At 64.3% G+C, this 20,058-nt stretch carries 20 protein-coding genes and 2 pseudogenes; 8 read left to right on the forward strand and 14 right to left on the reverse strand.

What is annotated here, in order from left to right:
• Positions 1 to 25: 25 nt before the first annotated feature.
• The gene (locus WBP07_RS18885; protein ID WP_395395883.1) at positions 26 to 733 is read right to left on the reverse strand and encodes a hypothetical protein; all 708 of its coding nucleotides are present in this window, start codon (positions 731 to 733) and stop codon (positions 26 to 28) included.
• Positions 730 to 1,164: a transcriptional regulator gene (locus tag WBP07_RS18890; protein WP_395395884.1), complete on the reverse strand. Its 435-nt coding sequence runs from the start codon at positions 1,162 to 1,164 to the stop codon at positions 730 to 732. Before WBP07_RS18890 ends, WBP07_RS18885 begins: the two co-directional genes overlap by 4 nt.
• A gap of 212 nt (positions 1,165 to 1,376) precedes the next feature.
• Between WBP07_RS18890 and WBP07_RS18895 the strand changes: the two genes are divergently transcribed.
• From WBP07_RS18895 to WBP07_RS18905, 3 genes are read left to right on the forward strand one after another with little or no spacing between them, the layout of a single operon-like run.
• Complete coding sequence (locus WBP07_RS18895; RefSeq protein ID WP_395395885.1) at positions 1,377 to 1,841, forward strand: hypothetical protein; 465 nt, start codon at positions 1,377 to 1,379, stop codon at positions 1,839 to 1,841.
• A 3-nt stretch (positions 1,842 to 1,844) separates the two neighbouring features.
• A complete protein-coding gene (locus WBP07_RS18900; protein ID WP_395395886.1) occupies positions 1,845 to 2,546 on the forward strand; it encodes a DUF937 domain-containing protein in 702 nt (233 codons plus the stop codon).
• A 39-nt stretch (positions 2,547 to 2,585) separates the two neighbouring features.
• The gene (locus tag WBP07_RS18905; RefSeq protein ID WP_395395887.1) at positions 2,586 to 2,966 is read left to right on the forward strand and encodes a nuclear transport factor 2 family protein; all 381 of its coding nucleotides are present in this window, start codon (positions 2,586 to 2,588) and stop codon (positions 2,964 to 2,966) included.
• A 54-nt stretch (positions 2,967 to 3,020) separates the two neighbouring features.
• Here WBP07_RS18905 and WBP07_RS18910 read toward each other — a convergent pair whose 3' ends face one another.
• From WBP07_RS18910 to WBP07_RS18935, 6 genes are all read right to left on the reverse strand, one after another.
• Positions 3,021 to 5,153, reverse strand: a complete 2,133-nt coding sequence (locus WBP07_RS18910) for a putative bifunctional diguanylate cyclase/phosphodiesterase (RefSeq protein WP_395395888.1) — start codon at positions 5,151 to 5,153, stop codon at positions 3,021 to 3,023.
• A 74-nt stretch (positions 5,154 to 5,227) separates the two neighbouring features.
• Positions 5,228 to 5,677, reverse strand: a complete 450-nt coding sequence (locus tag WBP07_RS18915) for a globin domain-containing protein (RefSeq protein ID WP_395395889.1) — start codon at positions 5,675 to 5,677, stop codon at positions 5,228 to 5,230.
• A 59-nt stretch (positions 5,678 to 5,736) separates the two neighbouring features.
• Entirely contained in the window at positions 5,737 to 5,880 is a 144-nt protein-coding gene (locus tag WBP07_RS18920) for a DUF1971 domain-containing protein (protein ID WP_395395890.1), read from the reverse strand.
• Between the two features lie 147 nt (positions 5,881 to 6,027).
• Positions 6,028 to 6,411, reverse strand: coding sequence for a group III truncated hemoglobin (locus WBP07_RS18925; RefSeq protein WP_395395891.1), 384 nt, complete (start codon positions 6,409 to 6,411; stop codon positions 6,028 to 6,030).
• Position 6,412: 1 nt separating this feature from the next.
• Positions 6,413 to 6,772 carry a histidine kinase gene (locus WBP07_RS18930; protein ID WP_011950557.1) on the reverse strand — a complete coding sequence of 120 codons (360 nt, stop codon included), beginning with the start codon at positions 6,770 to 6,772 and terminating at the stop codon, positions 6,413 to 6,415.
• Between the two features lie 29 nt (positions 6,773 to 6,801).
• Positions 6,802 to 7,491, reverse strand: a complete 690-nt coding sequence (locus WBP07_RS18935) for an alternative oxidase (protein ID WP_395395892.1) — start codon at positions 7,489 to 7,491, stop codon at positions 6,802 to 6,804.
• A gap of 125 nt (positions 7,492 to 7,616) precedes the next feature.
• On the opposite strand from WBP07_RS18935, the gene WBP07_RS18940 reads away from it, so the two are divergent.
• The gene (locus WBP07_RS18940) at positions 7,617 to 9,119 is read left to right on the forward strand and encodes a sensor histidine kinase (RefSeq protein WP_395395893.1); all 1,503 of its coding nucleotides are present in this window, start codon (positions 7,617 to 7,619) and stop codon (positions 9,117 to 9,119) included.
• Positions 9,109 to 9,720 carry a response regulator FixJ gene (fixJ, locus tag WBP07_RS18945; RefSeq protein ID WP_395395894.1) on the forward strand — a complete coding sequence of 204 codons (612 nt, stop codon included), beginning with the start codon at positions 9,109 to 9,111 and terminating at the stop codon, positions 9,718 to 9,720. The genes WBP07_RS18940 and fixJ overlap by 11 nt, the downstream gene beginning before the upstream one ends.
• Before the next feature lie 110 nt (positions 9,721 to 9,830).
• Here fixJ and WBP07_RS18950 read toward each other — a convergent pair whose 3' ends face one another.
• Positions 9,831 to 10,901 (reverse strand): alpha/beta hydrolase, encoded by a 1,071-nt coding sequence (locus WBP07_RS18950; RefSeq protein WP_395395895.1) that lies wholly within the window; start codon positions 10,899 to 10,901, stop codon positions 9,831 to 9,833.
• Between WBP07_RS18950 and WBP07_RS18955 the strand changes: the two genes are divergently transcribed.
• Positions 10,900 to 11,751 (forward strand): SDR family oxidoreductase, encoded by an 852-nt coding sequence (locus WBP07_RS18955; RefSeq protein WP_395395896.1) that lies wholly within the window; start codon positions 10,900 to 10,902, stop codon positions 11,749 to 11,751. The two genes, WBP07_RS18950 and WBP07_RS18955, sit on opposite strands and share 2 nt — an antisense overlap.
• A gap of 376 nt (positions 11,752 to 12,127) precedes the next feature.
• Here WBP07_RS18955 and WBP07_RS18960 read toward each other — a convergent pair.
• From WBP07_RS18960 to ligD, 4 genes and pseudogenes are all read right to left on the reverse strand, one after another.
• Positions 12,128 to 13,243 (reverse strand): annotated as a pseudogene (locus tag WBP07_RS18960) (DNA topoisomerase IB).
• Positions 13,244 to 13,346: 103 nt separating this feature from the next.
• Positions 13,347 to 13,841, reverse strand: a pseudogene (locus WBP07_RS18965) (cupin).
• Positions 13,838 to 14,647: an exodeoxyribonuclease III gene (gene xth / locus WBP07_RS18970; RefSeq protein WP_395395897.1), complete on the reverse strand. Its 810-nt coding sequence runs from the start codon at positions 14,645 to 14,647 to the stop codon at positions 13,838 to 13,840. The pseudogene WBP07_RS18965 and the gene xth overlap by 4 nt, the downstream one beginning before the upstream one ends.
• Positions 14,644 to 16,620 carry a DNA ligase D gene (gene ligD, locus WBP07_RS18975; RefSeq protein WP_395395898.1) on the reverse strand — a complete coding sequence of 659 codons (1,977 nt, stop codon included), beginning with the start codon at positions 16,618 to 16,620 and terminating at the stop codon, positions 14,644 to 14,646. The genes xth and ligD overlap by 4 nt, the downstream gene beginning before the upstream one ends.
• A gap of 49 nt (positions 16,621 to 16,669) precedes the next feature.
• Here ligD and WBP07_RS18980 point away from each other — a divergent pair, with 49 nt between their 5' ends.
• The gene (locus WBP07_RS18980; RefSeq protein ID WP_081435216.1) at positions 16,670 to 16,846 is read left to right on the forward strand and encodes a DUF3606 domain-containing protein; all 177 of its coding nucleotides are present in this window, start codon (positions 16,670 to 16,672) and stop codon (positions 16,844 to 16,846) included.
• 720 nt (positions 16,847 to 17,566) lie between these two features.
• Here WBP07_RS18980 and WBP07_RS18985 read toward each other — a convergent pair.
• On the reverse strand, positions 17,567 to 18,457 hold the full coding sequence (locus WBP07_RS18985) for a recombinase family protein (protein ID WP_395395899.1): 891 nt from the start codon (positions 18,455 to 18,457) through the stop codon (positions 17,567 to 17,569).
• A gap of 324 nt (positions 18,458 to 18,781) precedes the next feature.
• Between WBP07_RS18985 and WBP07_RS18990 the strand changes: the two genes are divergently transcribed.
• Positions 18,782 to 19,780: a hypothetical protein gene (locus tag WBP07_RS18990; protein ID WP_048938893.1), complete on the forward strand. Its 999-nt coding sequence runs from the start codon at positions 18,782 to 18,784 to the stop codon at positions 19,778 to 19,780.
• Positions 19,781 to 20,058 lie beyond the last annotated feature (278 nt).

The raw sequence follows: 20,058 nt of genomic DNA on the forward strand, positions 1-20,058 counted from the left end.
CTGCCCATGCCCCGGCTGGCGGGTTCTAACCCAACCGAGGCGCGCCGCCTCTGCGGCTCGCAACCAGGCCGGACGACGACGCCAAGCGGCCTTCAGGCCTGTCCAACTCACGGCGCGCCAGCGTCATGGCAACGACCACGCCCGCCGCGAACAGCGCGCCCTCGACGAACGCAGAGGCCGCCTCGGCCACCGGACCAAGACCTTGCTCGCCGAACAGGCCGCCGATCTGCGCAAGGCCGATCCGCGACTGCGGGAATGTTTGGACGAGTTGCTCGAAGCTCCCCGCCAGAAGGTGGCCGCCAAGAAGAACGACAACGCTCCCGGCCGCACCGCCGCAAAGCGCCGCCCGCGCTGTGACAGAGCGAAGGGAACGATCAGAGCCGCCCATGCTCGACAGGGTCGCGCCAAGACCCACCCCGGCACCCAGGAAAAGCCCTTCGAGCCCGCCCGTAATCGCAGCCGGCGACTGGCCGAACAGGAGATTGAACGCGTCGATCCCGAGCAACTTCACGACGGCGCCGACGATCATTCCGCCCGCAGCGCCGCCAAGAGTGAGCCACGGGCGTTTGCCCGCGGTCTCGGCTATGGCGATCCCCAGGCTGACGCCCGCGCCGCCCACGAGAGCCACCGCCAGGGTGAGCCAGAGCAACACGAAGACGGAGGACGCGGCGCCGCCTCCGTTTGGGAGCGGCGGCGTCGCGGCGATAAAGCCGTATGCGAGCCCGCCGATCAATCGGCGCCCAGCGTCCCGGCTCCCGCCATCATCGCCATGCGGCGGAGCGCCGAGGGCGCGGCCGACGGGGGAAGCGTGTGGGGGGCCGCGTTGTCGACCGGGGCAGAGCCCTCGCACCAGCGGACCTCCGCAATGAAGCGGTAGCCATGCTTGGGTACCGTCTCGATGAAACGCGGACGGCTCGCATCGTCAACCAGGCGCTGGCGAAGGAGCCGGATGCACTGGGTCAGCGCCTCGTCGGTGACAGGCACGTCCTTCCAGACTTCACTTAGAAAACGGTCCTTGCTGATAAGCGACCCGGCATTGCGCACGAGAAGTCCCAGTGCGTCGAGATAGCGAGCGTTGAGCTCGACCGGAACACCGTCACGCAGGAGGCGCCGATCATCGGGGTCGAGGACAAACTGGCCGAAATGATATCCCCGCGGCGGCACTTTTCAGCAAAACCTCATCTGTTTCTCATGACGCTCATCGGTCTTTCCGGAACCCTGATGACCTCATCTTGAATGGAGGCGATATCATGAATAATCATCGGAACGATAGTGACGCAGCGCCAGACAATGGCAGGCTCAAGCGTAGACTCAACCCGTGGAGGATCTCGGCCTGGGGGCTCGCGTTGCTCCTCCTCGCGCTCCCCGCCATCGCAATGCGCTACACCCCGCAGGTGCGCTGGGACGAAACCGACTTTCTCGTCATGGGCCTCATGCTCGGCGGAATGGGGCTCGCCGCCGAATGGCTGATCCGGCGCTCGCCCAATCTCGGGTCCCGCGCGGCCAGCGTGGTATCGGTCCTCACCGTTTTCCTGACGATCTGGGCAAATCTCGCGGTCGGCATGATCGGATCGGAAGACAATCCCTTCAACCTCCTCTTCGCGGGCGTGCCTGTCATCGCCCTCATCGGCTCGGCGATGGCGCGCTTCAAGCCGCGCGGCATGGCGATCTCCCATGGCGCGGCTGCCGCTGCCCAGGCAGGCATCGCGGCAATGGGCGCACAGATTGACGCGCGCGGCGGGACATTCAGCGCCCTGTTCGCAGGCCTCTGGCTTATCGCCGCGGTCCTCTATTGGCTGGCCGCTTCGAGGGCCGAGGGCGCGGCGACATCGTCGCGGTAGCCCTTGATCCAAGTAGCCGCGCTCGCTTTTGGCGCCGCTGGGCTGAGCGATCTGTCCGCCTTATCGCTGCGCAAGTATCGGCGCGGCTTAAAGCCTGTTGACGCTCTGACCGATGATGCCCACCCCTTGGTGCAACGCTGCCCCGGCCCCGATGCGAACTGGAGACGTGACATGAACCTTGCCGATCTGCTTCCCGAAGGAAGCCTCGACGCCTTGACCCAGCAACTTGGCATTACGCGCGAAGATGCCGAGCGCGGGGCGCAGGCTCTTCTTCCCTCGCTCATCGGCGGTATCAACGGCAAGACGGCGGCCCCGGTTGAACCGGCAGGTCTCGCGGCGCAGGTCCAGGCGCTGGGTGGCTCGGCGCTCATCGATAATGTCGTCGGCTCCAACCCCACTGACACCGGCCTTGGCAATCAACTGCTGGGGAGCCTGTTCGGCTCGAAGGACGTAAGCCGCGAGGTCGCCGGGCAAGCATCGCAGGCCACTGGCCTCGATCCCGCGATCCTCAAGAAGATGCTCCCTATCCTCGCGATGCTCATCGCGGGGCACCTCGCCAAGCGCTCCGGGGGGCAGCAGGGCGGACTGGAATCCATTCTGGGCAGCATCACCGGTGCGCTCGCCGGTAGCGGCGGGTCCTCCGGGACCGCCACACCAGCCGGCGGACTCGGCGGCATATTGGGATCGATCCTGGGCGGCCGTTGACCGCCCTCCCTTTCAACCGACTTTGGGGCAGGCCTGCTTATGGACGACCGCGCGCAGATCGAGCATGCCGAAGGCCGGCTTCGCGCGGCGATGCTCACCAGCGATGTGGCGACCCTTGATGCCCTGCTCAGCCCGGACGTGACTTTTACCAACCAGGTCGGCGCGCGGCTCAACAAGGGCGATGATCTCGGCGCTCACCAGTCCGGCCTGCTTCGCATCGAACAACTGGACCCCGTCGAGCCACCCCTCGTTCGCCTCCTGGGCGACAGCGCGGTGGTCTGCCTCACAGTCCATTTGTCGGGATCTTACGACGCGCAACCGTTCAGCGGCACCTTCGCCTATACGCGCTGCTGGCACCGGCTGCCGGGCGATCAATGGCGCATCGAGGCGGCCCATTGCTCGCCCGTCGTTCGGCCATGATCGTTCCGCAGGATCGGCGCGGCCGTTGACCGGCCGACCGCTTCCCTCGCGCTCCTAAGCTCGCAAGGCCACAGCCTGGAAGGCGCTCGCCGCTTGCGGACGCCCGAACAGCCAGCCCTGCAAGCGGCCGCAGCCGGCCAGGCGCGCAAGCTGTGCCTGTCCCGGTGTCTCGATCCCTTCGGCGCAGACTTCAAGATGATAGGCCTTCGCCAGGCCGACGATGGAGACCAGCACCTCTCGCATGTCAGGCTCCGATTCCAGCGGAGCGAGGAACGACCTGTCGATCTTGAGCCGGTCGATCGTGAGTTGCTGGAGATAGGCGATGCTCGCAAACCCGGTGCCGAAGTCGTCGAGGGCCATGCGGATACCGAGTGAGCGCAGACGGTCGATCACAGCCGCCGCGACCTGGGGACGGCGCAGCAGCAAGCTTTCGGTGATTTCCAGCTCCAGCCGCTCGGGGGGAAACCCGGTCCGTTCCAGGACCTGCTGAACCTCGTCGTAGAGATTGCCATCCCAGAATTGCGCCGGCGACAGGTTGACGGCCAGATCGAGCCCGGTCTCGCGCATTTCCCGGCAGGCATTGAGCAGCACCTGGCGGCCGATCGCATTGATCAGCCCGCTGATCTCGGCGATGGGAATGAAGACATCCGGCGGGACATCGCCATGTACGGGATGAGACCAGCGCGCCAGCGCCTCGACGGCCACGACCTCGCCCAACTGGGCATCGACGATCGGCTGATAGCGGACGTAGATCTCTTCGTTCTCGACCGCGCGCTTGAGATCCTGCTCGAGCCGCTGGCGCCGTTCATGGCCTTCGTCGAGCGAGGGGTGGTAAACCTGCGCGCAGTTCCGGCCCGCATCCTTGGCGGCATACATGGCGACGTCCGCTTTGCGAATAAGCTCTTCCGCGCTGTCGCAGGATGTGGCGCTCTCGAAATAGCCGATGCTGGTCCCGATCGTGATGCTGTAGGCGCCAACCTTGAAGGGCGTCGAGAACGCTTCGAGAATGGCCTCGCATGTCGCGGCCGCCACGCCAGACGATGGCGATCTCAAGAGAACGGCAAACTCGTCGCCGCCCGCGCGCGCGATAAAGGCCTCGCCCGCCGCGGCCTTCAGGCGACCAGCAGCTTCCTTGAGCAGAAGATCGCCGGCACTATGGCCGTAGACATCATTGGCGTCCTTGAACCCGTCGAGATCGAGGAACAGCAGGGCCAGTCCTTGCCTTGCCGCGACAAGCTCGCCCAGTCGTTCCCCCAACGCGCGGCGATTGGGCAGTTCGGTCAAGGGATCGTGATCCGACAGATGCCGGGCGAGCAGTTCGCTTGCGCGCAGCGCCTCGATCGACTGGCTGCCCCGGCGAAGAATAAGCCCGGCCGCCACAAAGGCGACGAAGGCCACCGCCAGGATCGCCGGCACCAGATGCTGCCTCAGCGATGCACCCGGATGATGCGACCGCCATTCCAGCCAGGCGATCCGTTCGCCCGACCGGCCCTTGATGGCGATGGCGTCCATTCCGGCTGTCCGGTTCCCCAGCGTCAGCCGCACATCGTGTACATTGAGTTCGCGCGTGAGGTCCGCCAAAAACGCCTCGTCGACCTGCCGGGCGATGACCAGAAGGCGGGTCGGCCCTCGGGGCGCCGCGATCTTACCCGTCAAGGGCACTACGGCGGCCGTAGCATAGACCAGGACCTGGTTGCCCGAGCGCGTGAAGCCGCTGACGATCGGACTGCCCTCGGGCGGCAAGCGCCGCACTTCGGCGATAGATCGAACGAAGTCGGCGCCAAGACGCAGTTGAGCGGTGTTCGGGGCGATCTTCCGGTCTTTAAAACTGTAAAGGGTCCGATCGTCCGCGCCGAGCACGAAGATGTCGGAATATCCCTGGGTGCGGCCCAGATAGGCCACGACATTGTCGTCCATCCAGGCCGCATCGAAACGCGAACCGATGTGACGCACGGCATCGTCCCATTTGGCGTAATCCTGCAGATCGTGCTGCACCATCGCGGACGCGGTGGCGAACACGCCCCCGAGCGCCTGGCGCTCCCGCTCGAGCTGCTGGGCATCCTGCGCGCGGGTACTGAGGAAGATGAGCAGGAAGATGAAACCGAAGCATACGCCGAGCAGCGACAGGAGCGGCCAAAGATACTGCCTCGGCACAGAAACGCGGAGAAGACGGACAGCTGCGGCCATGGATTCGCGATATCGCAACTAGGTTAAAGCTCTCCTGTCGGCTGCCTCGGGAACGGATGCTCCCCCGCGACCGATCAGGCCGCGCTGGCCTCGTCATAGGCCTGCGTTTCGGCAGCGATGAGAATGTCGGCAAGCATCCAATAGGCCTCGCCCCAGGCGGCTAGCACATCGTCCGTGGCGACTTCGGCGCCCAGCACCTCACGGATCGCCGGGAGGAGAGCGGCCGCGACATGGGGATAATGCTCGGGCCTGACGCCGGTCTCGACGTGCCGGGCGACCATGCGCTGCACGGCGCTCCCAAGGTTCTGGAGCTTGTCGATATTTTTGGCATAGGCCAGGATCGCGCCGGCCAGCCGGCGCGGCTGCTCGCCGCTTTCCTGCGCCGCGCGATCGAACATGGCGGCGATCTCGGGGTCCTGCAGCAGCCGGGCATACATGGCCGTGGTGATCTCGACGCCATGCTTCTCAAGAGCGGGGGCCGTGGCCTTGACGATCTCCATGGCGGCGGGTGAGGCTGTACGCATAAGGGAACTCCTTGATAGGCTATTGAGGTTGGGAACGAGGGGAGGTGCCGGTCAGGCGATCAATCCACCCTTAGAAATTCGACGTGGAAGCGAACCGGCCCCACCGGCGCCACATGGTGCAGGATGGTCGGTTCGACCACGCCCGGCTCGCCGGCGACGGTGAGGACCTGCTCCGAAGGCGGCCGACGCTCGTCCGTCACCACATAGCGAAGCGCGCCGTTTTCTACCCGGATGAGGCCCCAGGTGCCCTCCTTGGTCGAAATGGTCGCCCAGCAGGCCTGCCGGGATGGTGGTTTCGGTAAAGGTCGCGGTGCGCTTGTACGGTTTGGCGTTCGCTGGGATCGCGACAGTCATGCGGCGCTCCGTTGGCGATGAAACTGCATTCCCAGCTGAAGGCTTTCGGCGATGCGGCCCGCCTTGTCCTGAAACGCCCTGGCGACGGCCGGCGCGAGAAGTTCGTCCGTGGTCTCTCGCCAGATCGCGAGCCAGCGGGCAAAGGCCTCCTCACTCAACGCCCTTTCGTGACGGATATGGGCGGGCATCGGCTGGCCTTTGTAGCGCCCGCTTGCCAGCATCACCGACGACCAGAAATCCTTCAGCTTCGCCAGATGATGGGGCCAGTCGTCGATGGCACTCTCGAAGATCGGCCCGAGCAAGGCATCCGCCCGGACGCGGGCATAGAAGGCAGGCACGAGCAGGTCGATGGCGGTTTCGTCGATAGAGCAAGCAGACATGTCAGGCGGCCTTGGAGGAAGCGATGATGGTCAGGAGGGCATCAGTGAGCTCGTTGCCGAGCAGCGGCTTTTCGATCAGGACCGCTCCGAGCGGCTTCATCCGTCGCCGGAGTTCCCGCGAGGGATTGGTCGCCAGCAGGATTGCCGGTACGGCGACGCCCTTGTCCCGCAGCTCCTGCAGAAAGCCGATCCCGTCGGCGCGATATCGCTGGTCGATGACAAGGCAATCGGCCGCCGCGGGATCAGCCTCCCGCGCATTGCCATCCGCGGGCAGGAACCCCTCGAGGCTCAGGGCGAACTGCAGGGAGGACAGGACGGGCTGATCGCTTTCGAACAGCAGGACCGGGCGATCCAAGACCATGTCGTGTCCTCCCGCAGTCAGGCCGAGGCTCAGGCGGCCTTCTTCCAGTTCGGGACGAGCTCGGCGTGGGGCGGGCACTGCCCGACGGCTCCAACCGGCAACCCGCCCAGTTCATTGGCGAAGCCGTGGTTGACGTCGCGGTGGTGCGCCTCGTCCGCACGGACGACCAACACCACGTCGCGCAAGGTGGCGTCCTCGGGCAGCCCCCAGTACCGCTTGGCAATCTCGGGCGCCGGCACATTGGCGCTGCGGCCCTCGTCGATTTCCGCGAGATAGTGCGTGTAGCTGATCACCGCCTCTTCCTCGAAATAGCCGACGACGCGGTGGGCCGTCTTGGCGCTCAAGAGATAGAGAGCAAAGAAGAAGACATAGAACACCCATTGCACGCCGATGATCACGGCCCGCTCGAACCAGGTCGGCTTGGAAATCTCGATGAAGGTCATGAGGTGCATGCGCTCATTTTCGGCCTCGTCCATGAGCGTCTTGATCCAGCCCTTGTCGTCACACATGCGGCGCAGGCAGGCGAGGTGGTTGATCGTCGCACCGACCATTCCGGGGACCGCAGCGACGGTCTCGAGCACGACAGCCCGGTGACCATAGCGCTGGGCGAAAAAGGTGTCCGCGCACCAGCGCAGGACCTTGGTGAAGCCGAGCGCGACCTTGTCGGAAAGTCCGCTGGCCTTGTGGTGAACGCCCAGATCGATGAACGGTGCAGTCATTGTCGTGTCTCCGATGGCGACGCGATTGACGGGGCGCCGCTGATGGGCCGTATGTAGACGGGGAAAGGAAGGACGAAAATTTGGATGATGTCCCTACCGCAGTGCTCCTAAGGGACTTACCGGAGGTGGCTCGCGCCAATGGTGCAAGCCGGCTCCTGCCGCGGCTCGCCCTGCCCGCTGCCCTCGGCGTCGCGCTGCTCGCGATCGCCGGCGGCCTCGCCATACGGCTCCTGTTTGCCGATCAGCTCGGCGCGCGCGCGACCTTCATCTTCTTCGTCCCCGGCGTGGTTGCTGCAAGCGCCCTGTCAGGCCTTCGCGTCGGCGCGATGGCTTCGCTGGCCGGCGCAGCCGCCGGCCTGTGGTGCGACCACCTGACAGGCCCGATCGAGGAAGGCAGCGTGATTGCCGCGGTGGCCTTCGTGGCGATCGGGCTCGCCATCGCGCTGGGGGGCGAGTGGTTTCAGCGAGCCCGACTTGCTTCGGACGAGGCCGCTGCCGGCCTCGCCAGCCGAGAGGCGCATCTGCGCTCGATCCTCGACACCGTCCCCGACGCCATGGTGGTGATCGACGCTGCGGGACTCATTCGTGACTTCAGCCCCGCGGCGGAACGGATGTTCGGCTGGAAGGCGCAGGAGATCGCGGGCCGCAACGTGCGGCTCCTGATGCCTGAGCCCTACCGCGGAGCCCATGATGGCTATCTGGATCGCTACTACCAGACGGGAGAGCGCCGCATCATCGGCAAGGGCCGCGTCGTCGTAGGCGAACGTCGCGACGGATCGACCTTTCCGCTCGAACTCGCCGTCGGCGAAGTGCAGGCCAACGGGCAGCGGTTCTTCACCGGCTTCATCCGCGATCTCACCGAACGCCAACATGCCGAGGCGAGGCTGCAGGAACTGCAGAGCGAACTCGTTCACGTCTCGCGGCTAACCGCCCTGGGTGAAATGGCCTCGGCCCTCGCCCATGAACTGAACCAGCCCCTCTCCGCCATCGCCAACTATCTCAAGGGCAGCAAGATGCTGCTCGAACGCGAGGAGGATCGCAACGACCGGGTTATCGATGCGGTCGGCCGCGCTGCCGCCGAGGCGCTGCGCGCCGGGGAAATCATCCGCCGGCTGCGCGATTTCGTCGCGCGCGGCGAAACCGAACGAACGGTCGAAAGCCTGCCGAAGCTTGTCGAGGAGGCGAGCGCGCTGGCGCTCGTCGGCGCCAAGGAGCATGGCATACGCGTCCAGCATGACTTCAGCCCTGAGATCGACCTCGTGCTCGCGGACAAGGTGCAAATCCAGCAGGTGGTGCTCAACCTCGTTCGCAATGCCATTGACGCCATGGCTGGGACTGAATTGGGGCCACGCGCGTTGACCATCGCCATCGCGCCGGCCGACACCGATATGGCGCGGGTGACGGTCGCCGATACCGGCCCGGGCATCGCGGCCGACGTGGCCGACCGGCTGTTTCAACCATTCATCACCACGAAACGCACCGGCATGGGTGTAGGCCTGTCGATCTCGCGCACGATCGTCGAGGCCCATGGCGGGCGCATCTGGGCGGAATCTCATGAAGGGGGCGGGGCCGTGTTCGGCTTCACGCTGCCCAAGGCGGACAAGGAAGGGCCAGGCGATGGCGAGTGACCCGATCGTTTATGTGATTGATGACGACGATAGCGTCCGGCATTCACTGGAATTTCTCCTCGATGTGGCCGGGATACGGGTGCGCTCCTATGCTTCCGCCGACGCTTTCCTCAAATCATCGCCGCCCCTCGCCGGCGCCTGCCTCGTGACCGACGTGCGCATGCCAGGGATGACCGGCATCGAGCTGGCCGAAAAACTGCAGCACGCAGGCGCAGGAGTCCCTGTCATCGTCGTGACCGGCCATGCCGACGTCCCGCTGGCGATCCAGGCCATGAAAGCCGGCGTGGCGGACTTCATCGAAAAGCCGTTCGATGACGAGGTCATGCTGAGCGCGATCCGCAACGCGCTGGCCCGCAACGCGGGAGGTGCCGCCTCCACCGCAGAAAGGCAGGCCATCCTCGACCGCATCGCCACGCTCAGCCCGCGCGAGCGCGAGGTCATGGACGGCCTCGTCGCGGGCCAGGCGAACAAGGCGATCGCCTATGACCTGGAGATCAGCGCGAGGACGGTCGAGGTTTACCGCGCCAATGTCATGATGAAAATGCAGGCAAAGACCTTGTCCGACCTCGTCCGGATGGTCACGATCGCGCGGCTATCCTGACAGGCACAAAGGGGCGTCTTTGATAATCGGCGGAAGGCCTCGCCCGGCCCTCCGCGACCGTCGGACAAGAGAAGGGCCGATCTCAACGAGACAGCCCCTCACCCGTCAAATCACATCGGTTCAATGCTGCGGGCGCCAGATCCGGCACGGACGCCGTTGCGCTCGATGAACTGGAGCGCCGTCTGCGCGACCTCTTCCCAGTCGGGCTCGTTGCAGATGAAGTGGCTCCGGCCAGGAAAGGACACGAACTCCGCAACGCTCCCCTCATCCTTATAGGCCCTGTGGTTCTTCTCGGTCAGATGCGCCGGGATGATCTCGTCCTCCTCACCGCCGATCAGCAGCAAGGGCGCGTGCGGCGCGTCGAGATCGATCCGGCCATCCTCACCCATGCAGTCGCGCAGGATATTGCGGCTGTCATGCGTCGCCGTCGCTTCGAACGCGCGCGCTGCCTCCTCTTCGCTCAAACTGTTGGCGAAAGCGCCGTGGAAGGTCTTGGCATCCATGTAGATCGGTTCGTCACCCTTCAGCGGATTGGCGATGATCGCGCTGTTCTTGAGAAAGCCCCAGTCAAAGTCGACCATGGCATTGGGCGCGACGGAATCGATCGCCACCCCGGCCGACAGCAATCCCCGGCTTAACAGGATCTGGGTAATGAGACCGCCCACCGAATGGCCGATCATCACCGGGCGGCCGAGGCCACGCACCGTAGCCTCGATAGATGCGATGACATCCTTGAGGCGAAGTTCGCCCAGACCCGGCGGCGGATTATCGCGCAGCGAGCGCGGATCACCTTCATGCAGCGGCCAGGCCGGGGCGTGGCAGTTGTATCCCTTGTCGCTGAACATACGGATCCAGTTTTCCCAGCTTTTGGGGTTCTGGAACATGCCGTGGACGAAGACGATGTCGGTCATGCGATAATCTCCTGCTGATCTGCGCCTTCCCGGTGCGCGACCGTTCAGGATGGGTTCCTCGAATGCTTCGAGGCACAGGGACGAGAACGCGCGACCATGAATGGCGTTGCCCGGGATGACTTCTCGCGATGACGGCTCCTCGCCGCGTTGTGGTCCCGGTCGCTTCCTCCATCCTGTGCCGGCGCCTGGGCTCCTAATGTTTCGCTCCGTCGCCGAGGCGAAGAACCGATCCGCGGTGGGCGAGTTCTCTTGTGAGAAGGAGATGTCCATGAGCGATACCCAGGGGATGATTCACGAAGATGCGCTTCCGGGTCACGAGAGCGGTCTCGATCCGCGGCCAGAGTGGCAACCGCGCTACAAGGGTTCCGATCGCCTCGCTGGCAAGGTCGCGATCATCACCGGTGCCGACAGCGGGATCGGCCGGGCGGTAGCGGCGCTCTATGCCCGGGAGGGCGCCGACATCGCGATCGCCTATCTGTGCGAAGATGACGACGCGGCCGAGACGAAGCGCATCGTTGAGGCCGAAGGGCGCAAGGCGATCACCATCCGAGGCGATATCGGAGAAAAGGAAACTTCGGAGCGGATCGTCGCCGAGACGCTCAGCGCGTTCGGAAAGATCGACATCCTGGTCAACAATGCCGGCGAGCAGCATCCCGACAAGGACATCACCGACATTACCGAGGAACAGCTGCGGCGCACGTTCCAGACCAACATCTTCGGGATGTTTTTCCTCGTCCAGGCGGCGCGGCCGCATCTCAAGGAAGGCGCTGCCATCATCAACTGCACCTCGGTCACCATGTACCAGGGTTCAAAGGAATTGCTCGATTACAGCTCGACCAAAGGCGCCATCACCGCCTTTACCCGCTCGCTGTCCGAGAACCTCGTCGGCGACGGCATACGCGTCAACGCGGTGGCGCCGGGACCGATCTGGACCCCGCTCAACCCCTGCGGAGGCGCCAGCCCGGAGAAGCTCGAGCATTTTGGCGAGAACACCCCGATGGGTCGGCCCGGACAGCCCAACGAGGTCGCCCCCGCCTTCCTTTTCCTCGCCTGCGAGGACTCGAGCTACATGTCGGGGCAAGTCCTGCATCCCAATGGCGGCACGGTCGTGAACGGCTGAAGCAAGGACCGGCATTCGGCATCTGCGCAAGGGACCTTTAGACCTTACAGAAAGATCGAAGGTCTGGAAGAAAGCCGGTACGCGCCGTGCGCACCGGTTATCTTCCTTCCGGTAGTCAGCGGCGGGGCGCCGGCACACGGCTGAAGGCGAATTTTTCGTTGAAGGCGGGCCGCCCGCAGCCGGGCGGCCCCACCTGACACACCCCAGCGCTACGGCGCGCGCCTCGGTCGTCGGCCGCAGCTAATATTGGCACGGACAGATCGCCGTGTCCCCTTGCATAGGCACAGTCCTTTTACGCCATGAGCCTGCTAGGGTCCCCGAGGGTTCGCCCGAATAACGGGAGAGACGGGCCAGCGTCCCGCAATTCATTGCATGGCTACAAGGCCGGAACCTTTGCCTTTTCGGCGAGCCGCCGCTGGAGGAAGGCCAGCACGACCGCTTCTTCCGGACGGAGGCGGGACAAGTCTTCGCGCAGCTCCTTCTCGACGGCGTCCCGCGCCTCCAGGACCAATTCGTCGCTCAGGTAGCTCTCGAAGACTTCGGGATGAATGTAGCACTTGCGGCACACAGTGGGCGTGTTGCCCAGCCGCGAAGCGACGGCTTCGATTGCGGTCCGGACATTTCGTTTCGCCGCAGCCTGGCTGTCGACCTTTTCATATTCGGAAAGCGCCAGAGCGGCGAGCACCGTGCCATTCCAGGTACGGAAATCCTTGGCGGTGATGTCCGTCCCGGAAATCTCCCGAAGATAAGCGTTGATATCGTTCGAGGTGACTTCGTACTGCGCGCCGTCTTCGCCCACATATTGGAACAGATGCTGTCCGGGCAGATCCTGGCTGGCCTTGACGATCTTCGCGATGCGCCGATCCTTCAGCTTCAGCCGCCACTGCTTTCCGCTCTTGCCCTTGAAATTGAATCGGAGCTCAGCGCCGTCAATCGCGACATGGCGGTCCTGGAGGGTCGTGAGGCCATAACTCTTGTTCTGCTTGGCATAATCCGCGTTGCCGATGCGGATCATCGTGGTCTCGAGCAGATGCACAACGGCGGCCAGGACCTTCTCACGCGGTAGCCCGCGCTTCTTGAGATCGGCATCGATGCGCTCGCGCACGCCAGGAAGGGCCTTTGCGAAGTCCAGCATGTGCTCGTACTTGGTGCTGTCGCGCACCTCGCGGAAACGCGGATGGTAACGATACTGCTTGCGGCCCTTTGCGTCACGGCCGGTCGCCTGGATGTGCCCGTTTGCCTTGGGGCAGATTCAGACATCGGTATAGGCCGGGGGGATGGCGAGCGACGCGATCCGCTTCACGGTTTTTTCGTCCGTCACGACGTTGCCCCGGGCATCGCGATATCGAAACTTGCCACGGTAGGGCTGGCGCACGATCCCCGGGCCGTCGTCGGTTACGTAGACGAGACCCGCATTTTCCGCGGCTTCCTTCGCATCGACGATCGTTCCTGCCTCGCCGGTGTCAGCCGGCCCATCCTCTTGTGTTTTCATAACCGCTGAAGCGTCCAGCACGGGTTCGCGTTCCCCGCCCATGCCGGACCCTGGTTCGCACTGATCGAGAGCAAGGCCCGAACCTCCTAAGTGTCGGTCATGATCAGGTGCCCGTCCGTGCCCCCGTCGCGCCGGTGATGGGGTCGTGCTTCGGATCGGGAAGCGCCTCCATCCGCGAGCGTGCCGCATCGTCGGGCGCTTCGCGGCAGATGTCCCAACTTTGGCCCCGCGGATAGGCACCGACAACCTAGAAATCCTGGCTCGCATGAATCGCGCGGTGGCCGGTGCCGGTCGGCAGCATGAGCGCATCGCGGGCTGCGACGGACACCTTGCGCCCGTCTGGCCCGCCAAGCTCGAGCGTCGCTTCGCCCGCGAACACACCCAAAACCTCGTGCGCGGTCGAATGATAGTGGTGATAGTCGAATATGCCGTCGCGCCAATCCGGCGGCCAACCATGGTCCTCGAACAGAGCCTCGAAGCGGCCGGCCAGGTCTTCGCCCTCGCCGTCCAGCGCGGCGTGATAGATGACGACCGGCAACCGCGCATTGTTCGGCACCCAGTCATTCTCGCCGAGCAGGAAGCTTTCGATCTCCATCATATTTTCGCTTTCGGGGCTCGCTTGCGCTTTGGCTTGTCCGCCAGCTCGATCCAGACTGGTGCATGGTCGCTGGTCTTTTCCCAGCCCCGAACATGCCGGTCGACCTGGGCATCGAGCAGCCGGTCGGCAAGCGCGGGGCTGAGCAGCAGATGATCGATGCGCAGGCCGGCATTGCGGCCATAGGCGTTCCGGAAATAGTCCCAGAAGGTGTAGATGACCTCGCCCGGGTGCAGCGTGCGCAGCGCGTCGGTCCAGCCCTGATCCAGCAGCCGGACATAGGCCGCCCTTACTTCGGGTGCGAATAGCGCGTCGTCGAGCCAGCGCTCCGGCTTGTAGACGTCGAGATCGGTCGGCATGACATTGAAGTCGCCCGCCAGCATCACCGGCAGTCCGCTCTCCAGCAACCCAGCCGCATGCTCGATCAGCCGGTCGAACCAGCGCAGCTTATAGTCGAACTTGGGGCCAGGCCGCGGATTGCCGTTGGGCAAATAAAGCCCGCCGATCAGGATGCCGTTGACCGCCGCCTCGATATAGCGGCTTTGGCTCGGGTTGGGGTCGCCCGGAAGCCCCCGCCGCGTCTCGTGGATTTCGCCGACGCGGCTGAGCAGCGCGACGCCGTTCCACGACTTCTGGCCGTGCCAGATGACATCATAGCCAAGGTCGCGGATCGCACTTTCCGGAAACTTCTCCTGCGGCGCCTTCAATTCCTGGAGCACAACCACATCAGGCTGCGCTTCCTCAAGCCAGCGCAGCAGCACCGGCAGCCGGCCATTGACGCCGTTCACATTATAGGTGGCGATCTTCACAGGTCAGGCAGGGTCTGGTCGGCGCGGCCCCAACCGCTGAGCGCCTTGGAGCCGGCCCGCTTCACCAGTTCGGTGCCATCGCGAATGGTCCAGTGCGAGGGCTTGTCGATCGTCTCCATTTCCTTCCATGTGATGGGTACGGCGACCGGTGCGCCTTCTCGCGCGCGGACCCCATAGGGCATGACCGCCGTCGCACCGCGCTGGTTGCGGAGATAGTCGACAAAGATGCGGCCCTTGCGCTGCGCTTTCGGCAGGGCGGCCGTGAAATGCTCAGGGTCACTCTGGGCAACCGCCTGGGCCAGCCGATGCGCAAAGTCTTTCACCTCCGGCCACTCAGCGTCCGGAACAAGCGGCGCGATCACATGGACGCCCTTGCCGCCGGTCACCATCGGGAAGGTCTCGAGCCCGATCGACTGCAGGATCTCGCGAAAGTGGAAGGCAGCGCTGCGCACATTCTCGAAATCCAGGCCCTCGTCGGGATCAAGATCGAAGACCAGCCGGTCGGCCTTCTCGACATCCTCGATCCTGGCGCCCCAACCATGGAACTCGATCGTGCCCATCTGTACGCATGTGAGCAGGCCGTCCGCGGTATCGACATAGAGATAGGGCTCGTCGTGCCCGTCCTTCTCGCGAATGGCGACATGCCGGACAGCGTTGCCAAAACTGCCCGCGTCATGCTTCTGGAAGAAGCATTTCTTGGCCCGGCCTTGCGGGCAGCGCACGAGGCTGATCGGCCGCGAACCGATCCAGGGCAGCATGATCGGGGCGACCTGCGCATAATAATCGGCCAGCTGACCCTTGGTGAGCTTCCCCTCGGGAAAAATGACACGGTCGCGGTTGGTGATCTTGATCGACGAGGTCTCGGCCGTCACCGCCTCAACAGGCGCCTCGGTCTCGACGACCACAGCCTCGGGCTTTTTGTCTTCGCGTAGACCCAGAAAGGACGGATGCCGAAGGGTCCCTTCGTTTGTCATTTCGGTAAATGCGATTTCTGCGACCAGCTTGGGCCGCAGCCAGTGCGCCCCGCGCACCTCTGCGCGCGGCGCGTTGACGGTTGGCGCCTCCTGCTCGAGCGGCGCCATGACCGCCATCAGGTCGATGATCTCCTGGGTGTCGAAGCCGGTGCCGACCTTGCCGGCATAGCGCAGGACGCCGTCGTCGTGGACACCCAGGATCAGCGATCGGAATAGCCGCGACTTGTCCGAAGGGGTCCAGCCAACCACGACAAACTCCTGCCGCTTGATGCATTTGGTCTTCAGCCAGCCGCCCGATCGCGAGCCGGCATAGCGGCCGTCGGCCCGCTTCGAGATCACCCCTTCGAGGCCCGCCGCGCAGAACTGGTTGAGCAACTTCTCGCCATTGCCGGCAATGTGATCCGAATAGCGCAACCGCGACTTGCCCTTGGGCAGGATCTTCGCGAGCTTCGCCTTGCGCTCGGTGAGCGGCAGCTGGGTTAGATCCTCGCCGTCGAGCTCCAGCAGGTCGAACGCGAAATAATCGATCGAAGCCGGCGCCCCCTTGAGCGCGTTTTGCAGGGCCTGGAAACTCGAGCGGCCGTCGGCATCGAGCACGACCGCCTCGCCGTCGATGAGCGCGGAGGAGACCTTCAGCTTCAGGGCGTCGGCAACCAGTCCGCTAAACTTCTCCGACCAGTCGAGACCCGAGCGCGTATAGGCAACGGCCTCGCCCCCGCCGACGCTCAGCAGCACGCGGTAGCCGTCATACTTCATCTCGTGCAGCCAGCGGTTGCCGGTAGGAACCGTGTCGACCAGCGTTGCGAGTTGCACTGCGCGGAAGGGCGGCGCGCGGCTGGTGGAAGCCGCTTTCCTTGGCGCTGCGGTCATGCGCGCCATGATGGATGGCCGTTGTTCTTCATGGAGACCAAAGTGCGCGAGCGCCGGACTCGTTCCAGCGCGTCCCGGACTCGGCTCGCCGACCGACGCCCCACGCGTCGCCGATCGCGGCAACCGCATCGTCCCCCCGACGTTGCGGACCTAGGCCACCGACGAAGGAGATGAGCAAATGGCAGACGACAAGACCGCTCGCGGGCCCCAAGACCGGGCGCGTATCGCGCTCGGAGAGGATTATGAGGTCGATTACTGGACGGGCAAGTTCGGTGTCAGCCGGGAAAGGCTGGAAGCGGCGGTGAAGGCTGTCGGAAACAGCGCGGACGCTGTCGAGCAGCACCTGAAGGGCTGAGGTCGACCCACCGTCGCGGGACGAGATTGCCTATATTTCTCGAAGGCAATCTTTCCCGCCGGTCTTAGCTATTGTCGAACGATCTGTGCCCCGCGCGATCGGGCTAGGTTCACGGAGCAGATCTTTGGCCCAGCCCTCAATAGTGAGGACAGCCTCTGGCAATCGCTAGAGCCATTTGAACCCGGCTACAGCCTCCAAGTCACCCGGTCCGAGCGAAACATCGGCAATCCATCCCTCCGTTCCGCGTGAAAAATCTCCTTCACGCGCCTCATATAGAACCGAGGTGGATGAGTTCTTCCGCGGATCGAAGCTATCCGGTACCGTTCCGATTTCCCGCCCCGATTGGAACACCGGCAGTCGTCGTTCCGGCCCCATCTCATGCCGGTCGCCTGCACATTGCATGTCGATCCCGCTCCTTATTTCCGGAGGAAGGCAGAAGAGTGTCACCGATTGTCCCCTTCTTTCAAGAGACTGATTGGTCCACTTCGTGGGCCAAGCGCCAGTAGGGAAATCCTTTGATCCGCCGAGCCCAATTGCTTCTTCCGATCCACAGTTGTTCTTGTGGATCTCCATACCTGCGGCGGGGCCCAGTGGTGCAGGAGCCCCGTTGCGGCAAGCAACTGGCGCCCCCGCCCCCGGATAATTTCCGTCGAAAAGGTGTGCCGCATTTTGTGCCGCGCTGCACACCATGCGGCACATTCTGGCGGTGAGCCGCCTTCGCTAACGCTCGAGGAGACCGAGCCCCCTCGCCTGCTCCACTGCTCGACGCACCCCCTCCGCGGACCATTGCAATCCGCCCCGCGGCGTCGGCTCGCGCAGATCCCGGCTCAACCATGTCGCAATCTCGCGCAGCGAGGAGGTCGGGTAGGTCTTCAACCTGTCGGCTACCATGCGTGCGACGCGGGTATCCGGTGGCAGGCGCGACGCAGCCCGGAGGATAACCGCATCGGCATAACCAGCTTTAACCAGGGCCTTGCAGGCCTTCACCAGCGTGCGCTCACTAAATGAGCGGACGGGGGGCTTTATCGCGCGAATCTGGCGCAAGACTATCGACCAGGGAAGATGTGGTCGCAGGCGCTCTACGGTCGGCAGCCAGCGGTGGCGATCGTCAATCAAGGCGTGCAAATAGCGCTCTTTCTGCGCGTAGCCGATATCCGCGATTGCCGCCGGATCGCGCGCGCGCATCTTAGGATTGCCGGGCTTGGCGCCCCTCGCCATCGCCGCGGCAAGCCCTGCCCGTGTGCGTTCTCGGATAAGGGCGCGTTCGAATTCGGCAAAGGCTCCCAGCATCTGGGTCATCAGCATGCCTTGCGCGCTCGAGGTGTCGATCGGGTCGTTGATCGAGCGAAAGTATGCGCCCTTCGACCGCAGCTGCTCGACGATCTCCAGCAGATGGACGAGAGAGCGCGCCAATCGATCGATCCGCACAACAATGAGGGTGTCGCCCTCCCCTACCCTTGCCAATGCCCTGCTGAGGTTTGGGCGGTCCCGGCTACCCCCGCTGGCCTTATCCTCGAAGATGAGGGCGCAGCCCAGCTGCTCCAGCGCACTTCGCTGGGCGGCCGTGTCCTGATCTTCGGTTGATACGCGGGCATAGCCGATCAGAGCCACTGTCACATTCCATTAAACGGGAGCAATCGAGGGGTTGCTCCCGTTCGATAAACGCCAGCACTTCTTTTGGCCAGCCCCCTCCCCCGGGATTCGACCCGCGATCCTCTCCCGCGCCCCATGGGCCGTGCGGGCGCCTTTCGGGCCTTTGGACAGCGCCGCGGGCCAATTTGCGCGGATGAAATCTGCGGCTCGAACGAATGACAGTGGGGCCTACCGGCGCCTCTATCGAGAGGTCGCCCCTCGCGTCGGCACGGGGCCGCCATAAGTGTATCAGCAAAGTGAACCGAGATTGCTCTTAAGCTCAGTATTTGCTAGCCTCGTCCCATGGATATCGCTGGCTTCGGACCAAGCTATACGCCGAGGGTCGTCACCGAAGTTGCACACGCAGCCGCAGTGATAGCGACGCTAAACAGCCGAATTTCCAGGAGTTTGGTGCAGTCGGCGTGGCAGACCCGCGCAGCGTGGGCCGGCTATGCGCGTGCTCTTCAGTTGGAAGGGCACGAGGTCGAGGAAATCGACCTATTTTCCTGGGGCTGCCGTGTCACGATCCCCGGCCGTCCGCTGCGGGCCACGAACCGCGGCGAATATGAGGCGTTCGCGCCCTGGCAGGACATGCTGGGGTCATCTGACCCCTTTGCCTGGCGCGATGCGCTTCCCAAGGCTGTCGAATTGCCGGCCGAGGCCGCGGACCACCCTCCCCTCGTCCGCGCGCTCGAACAGATCCGGCGCTATGCACAAGTACGAGGCGGACTCGACCCCTGGCTCGGTCTGCCGTTCGCCTTACGGGACCAGGATCTGACAGCGAGCCCCCTCCCCTGCCTCGTCGGCGGCGCAAAGGCCTTCCGCTTGAAGAAGACGCTGAATGAAGCCGATTGGCTCGCGCTCCTGCGGGCCCTTGCCGCGCGCGCCGAGCGTGGCCTTGAACGCCTTGAGCATCTGGAGCGCCTCCATCGCAAAGCCCGAACGGCAATCGCGGAGTCTTATCGTCCCGGTGCCCTGCCCTCCCTCCTCGCGCTTACGCTTCACCAACCGGTCCTGTCGCCACAGGCTGTGGCGCGACTTCTTGATCTGACCGTGACTGGCGCAAGCAAGTTGCTGGAGCGCGCCGCCGGTACCGGGCTTTTGACTGAAATCACGACAAGACGGACGTGGCGCATTTTCATGAGCGTCGACCTCGCTGTCGAGTTTGGCTTCGCCAAGGCACCGCTTGGGCGCCCCCGCGTGGAGAGGTTCCTCCCCTCGCCATCGCGAAATCTGGCGGCTGTCTTCGATCAATTCGACGCGGAGATGGCTGCGATCGATGAGCTTCTCAACGCCCGATAAGGCAAATCCAGCTTGGATCACCTCCGGCCCTCGTCGCCTTGTATGCGATATAAGGCTTAGAATTTAGGCACTTAATGTTGTGCCGCATAATGTGCCGCACACTGTAACGCGCCTCAGCATCACATTCCGCTGCACGCTATGCAGCGATGACGCTTGCCCCCGCGCGGCACATTCCGCCAGCGTGTGCGCATACGCGCTCGCTGGCATGTTCGCCCTGTAACGCACACGCGCACTCGCTGCTCGTCGCGCTGGCACCATTCCCAGCGCTTATGCATACT

This window comes from Novosphingobium oxfordense (genome assembly GCF_044029435.1).
Classification (GTDB): Bacteria; Pseudomonadota; Alphaproteobacteria; order Sphingomonadales; family Sphingomonadaceae; genus Novosphingobium.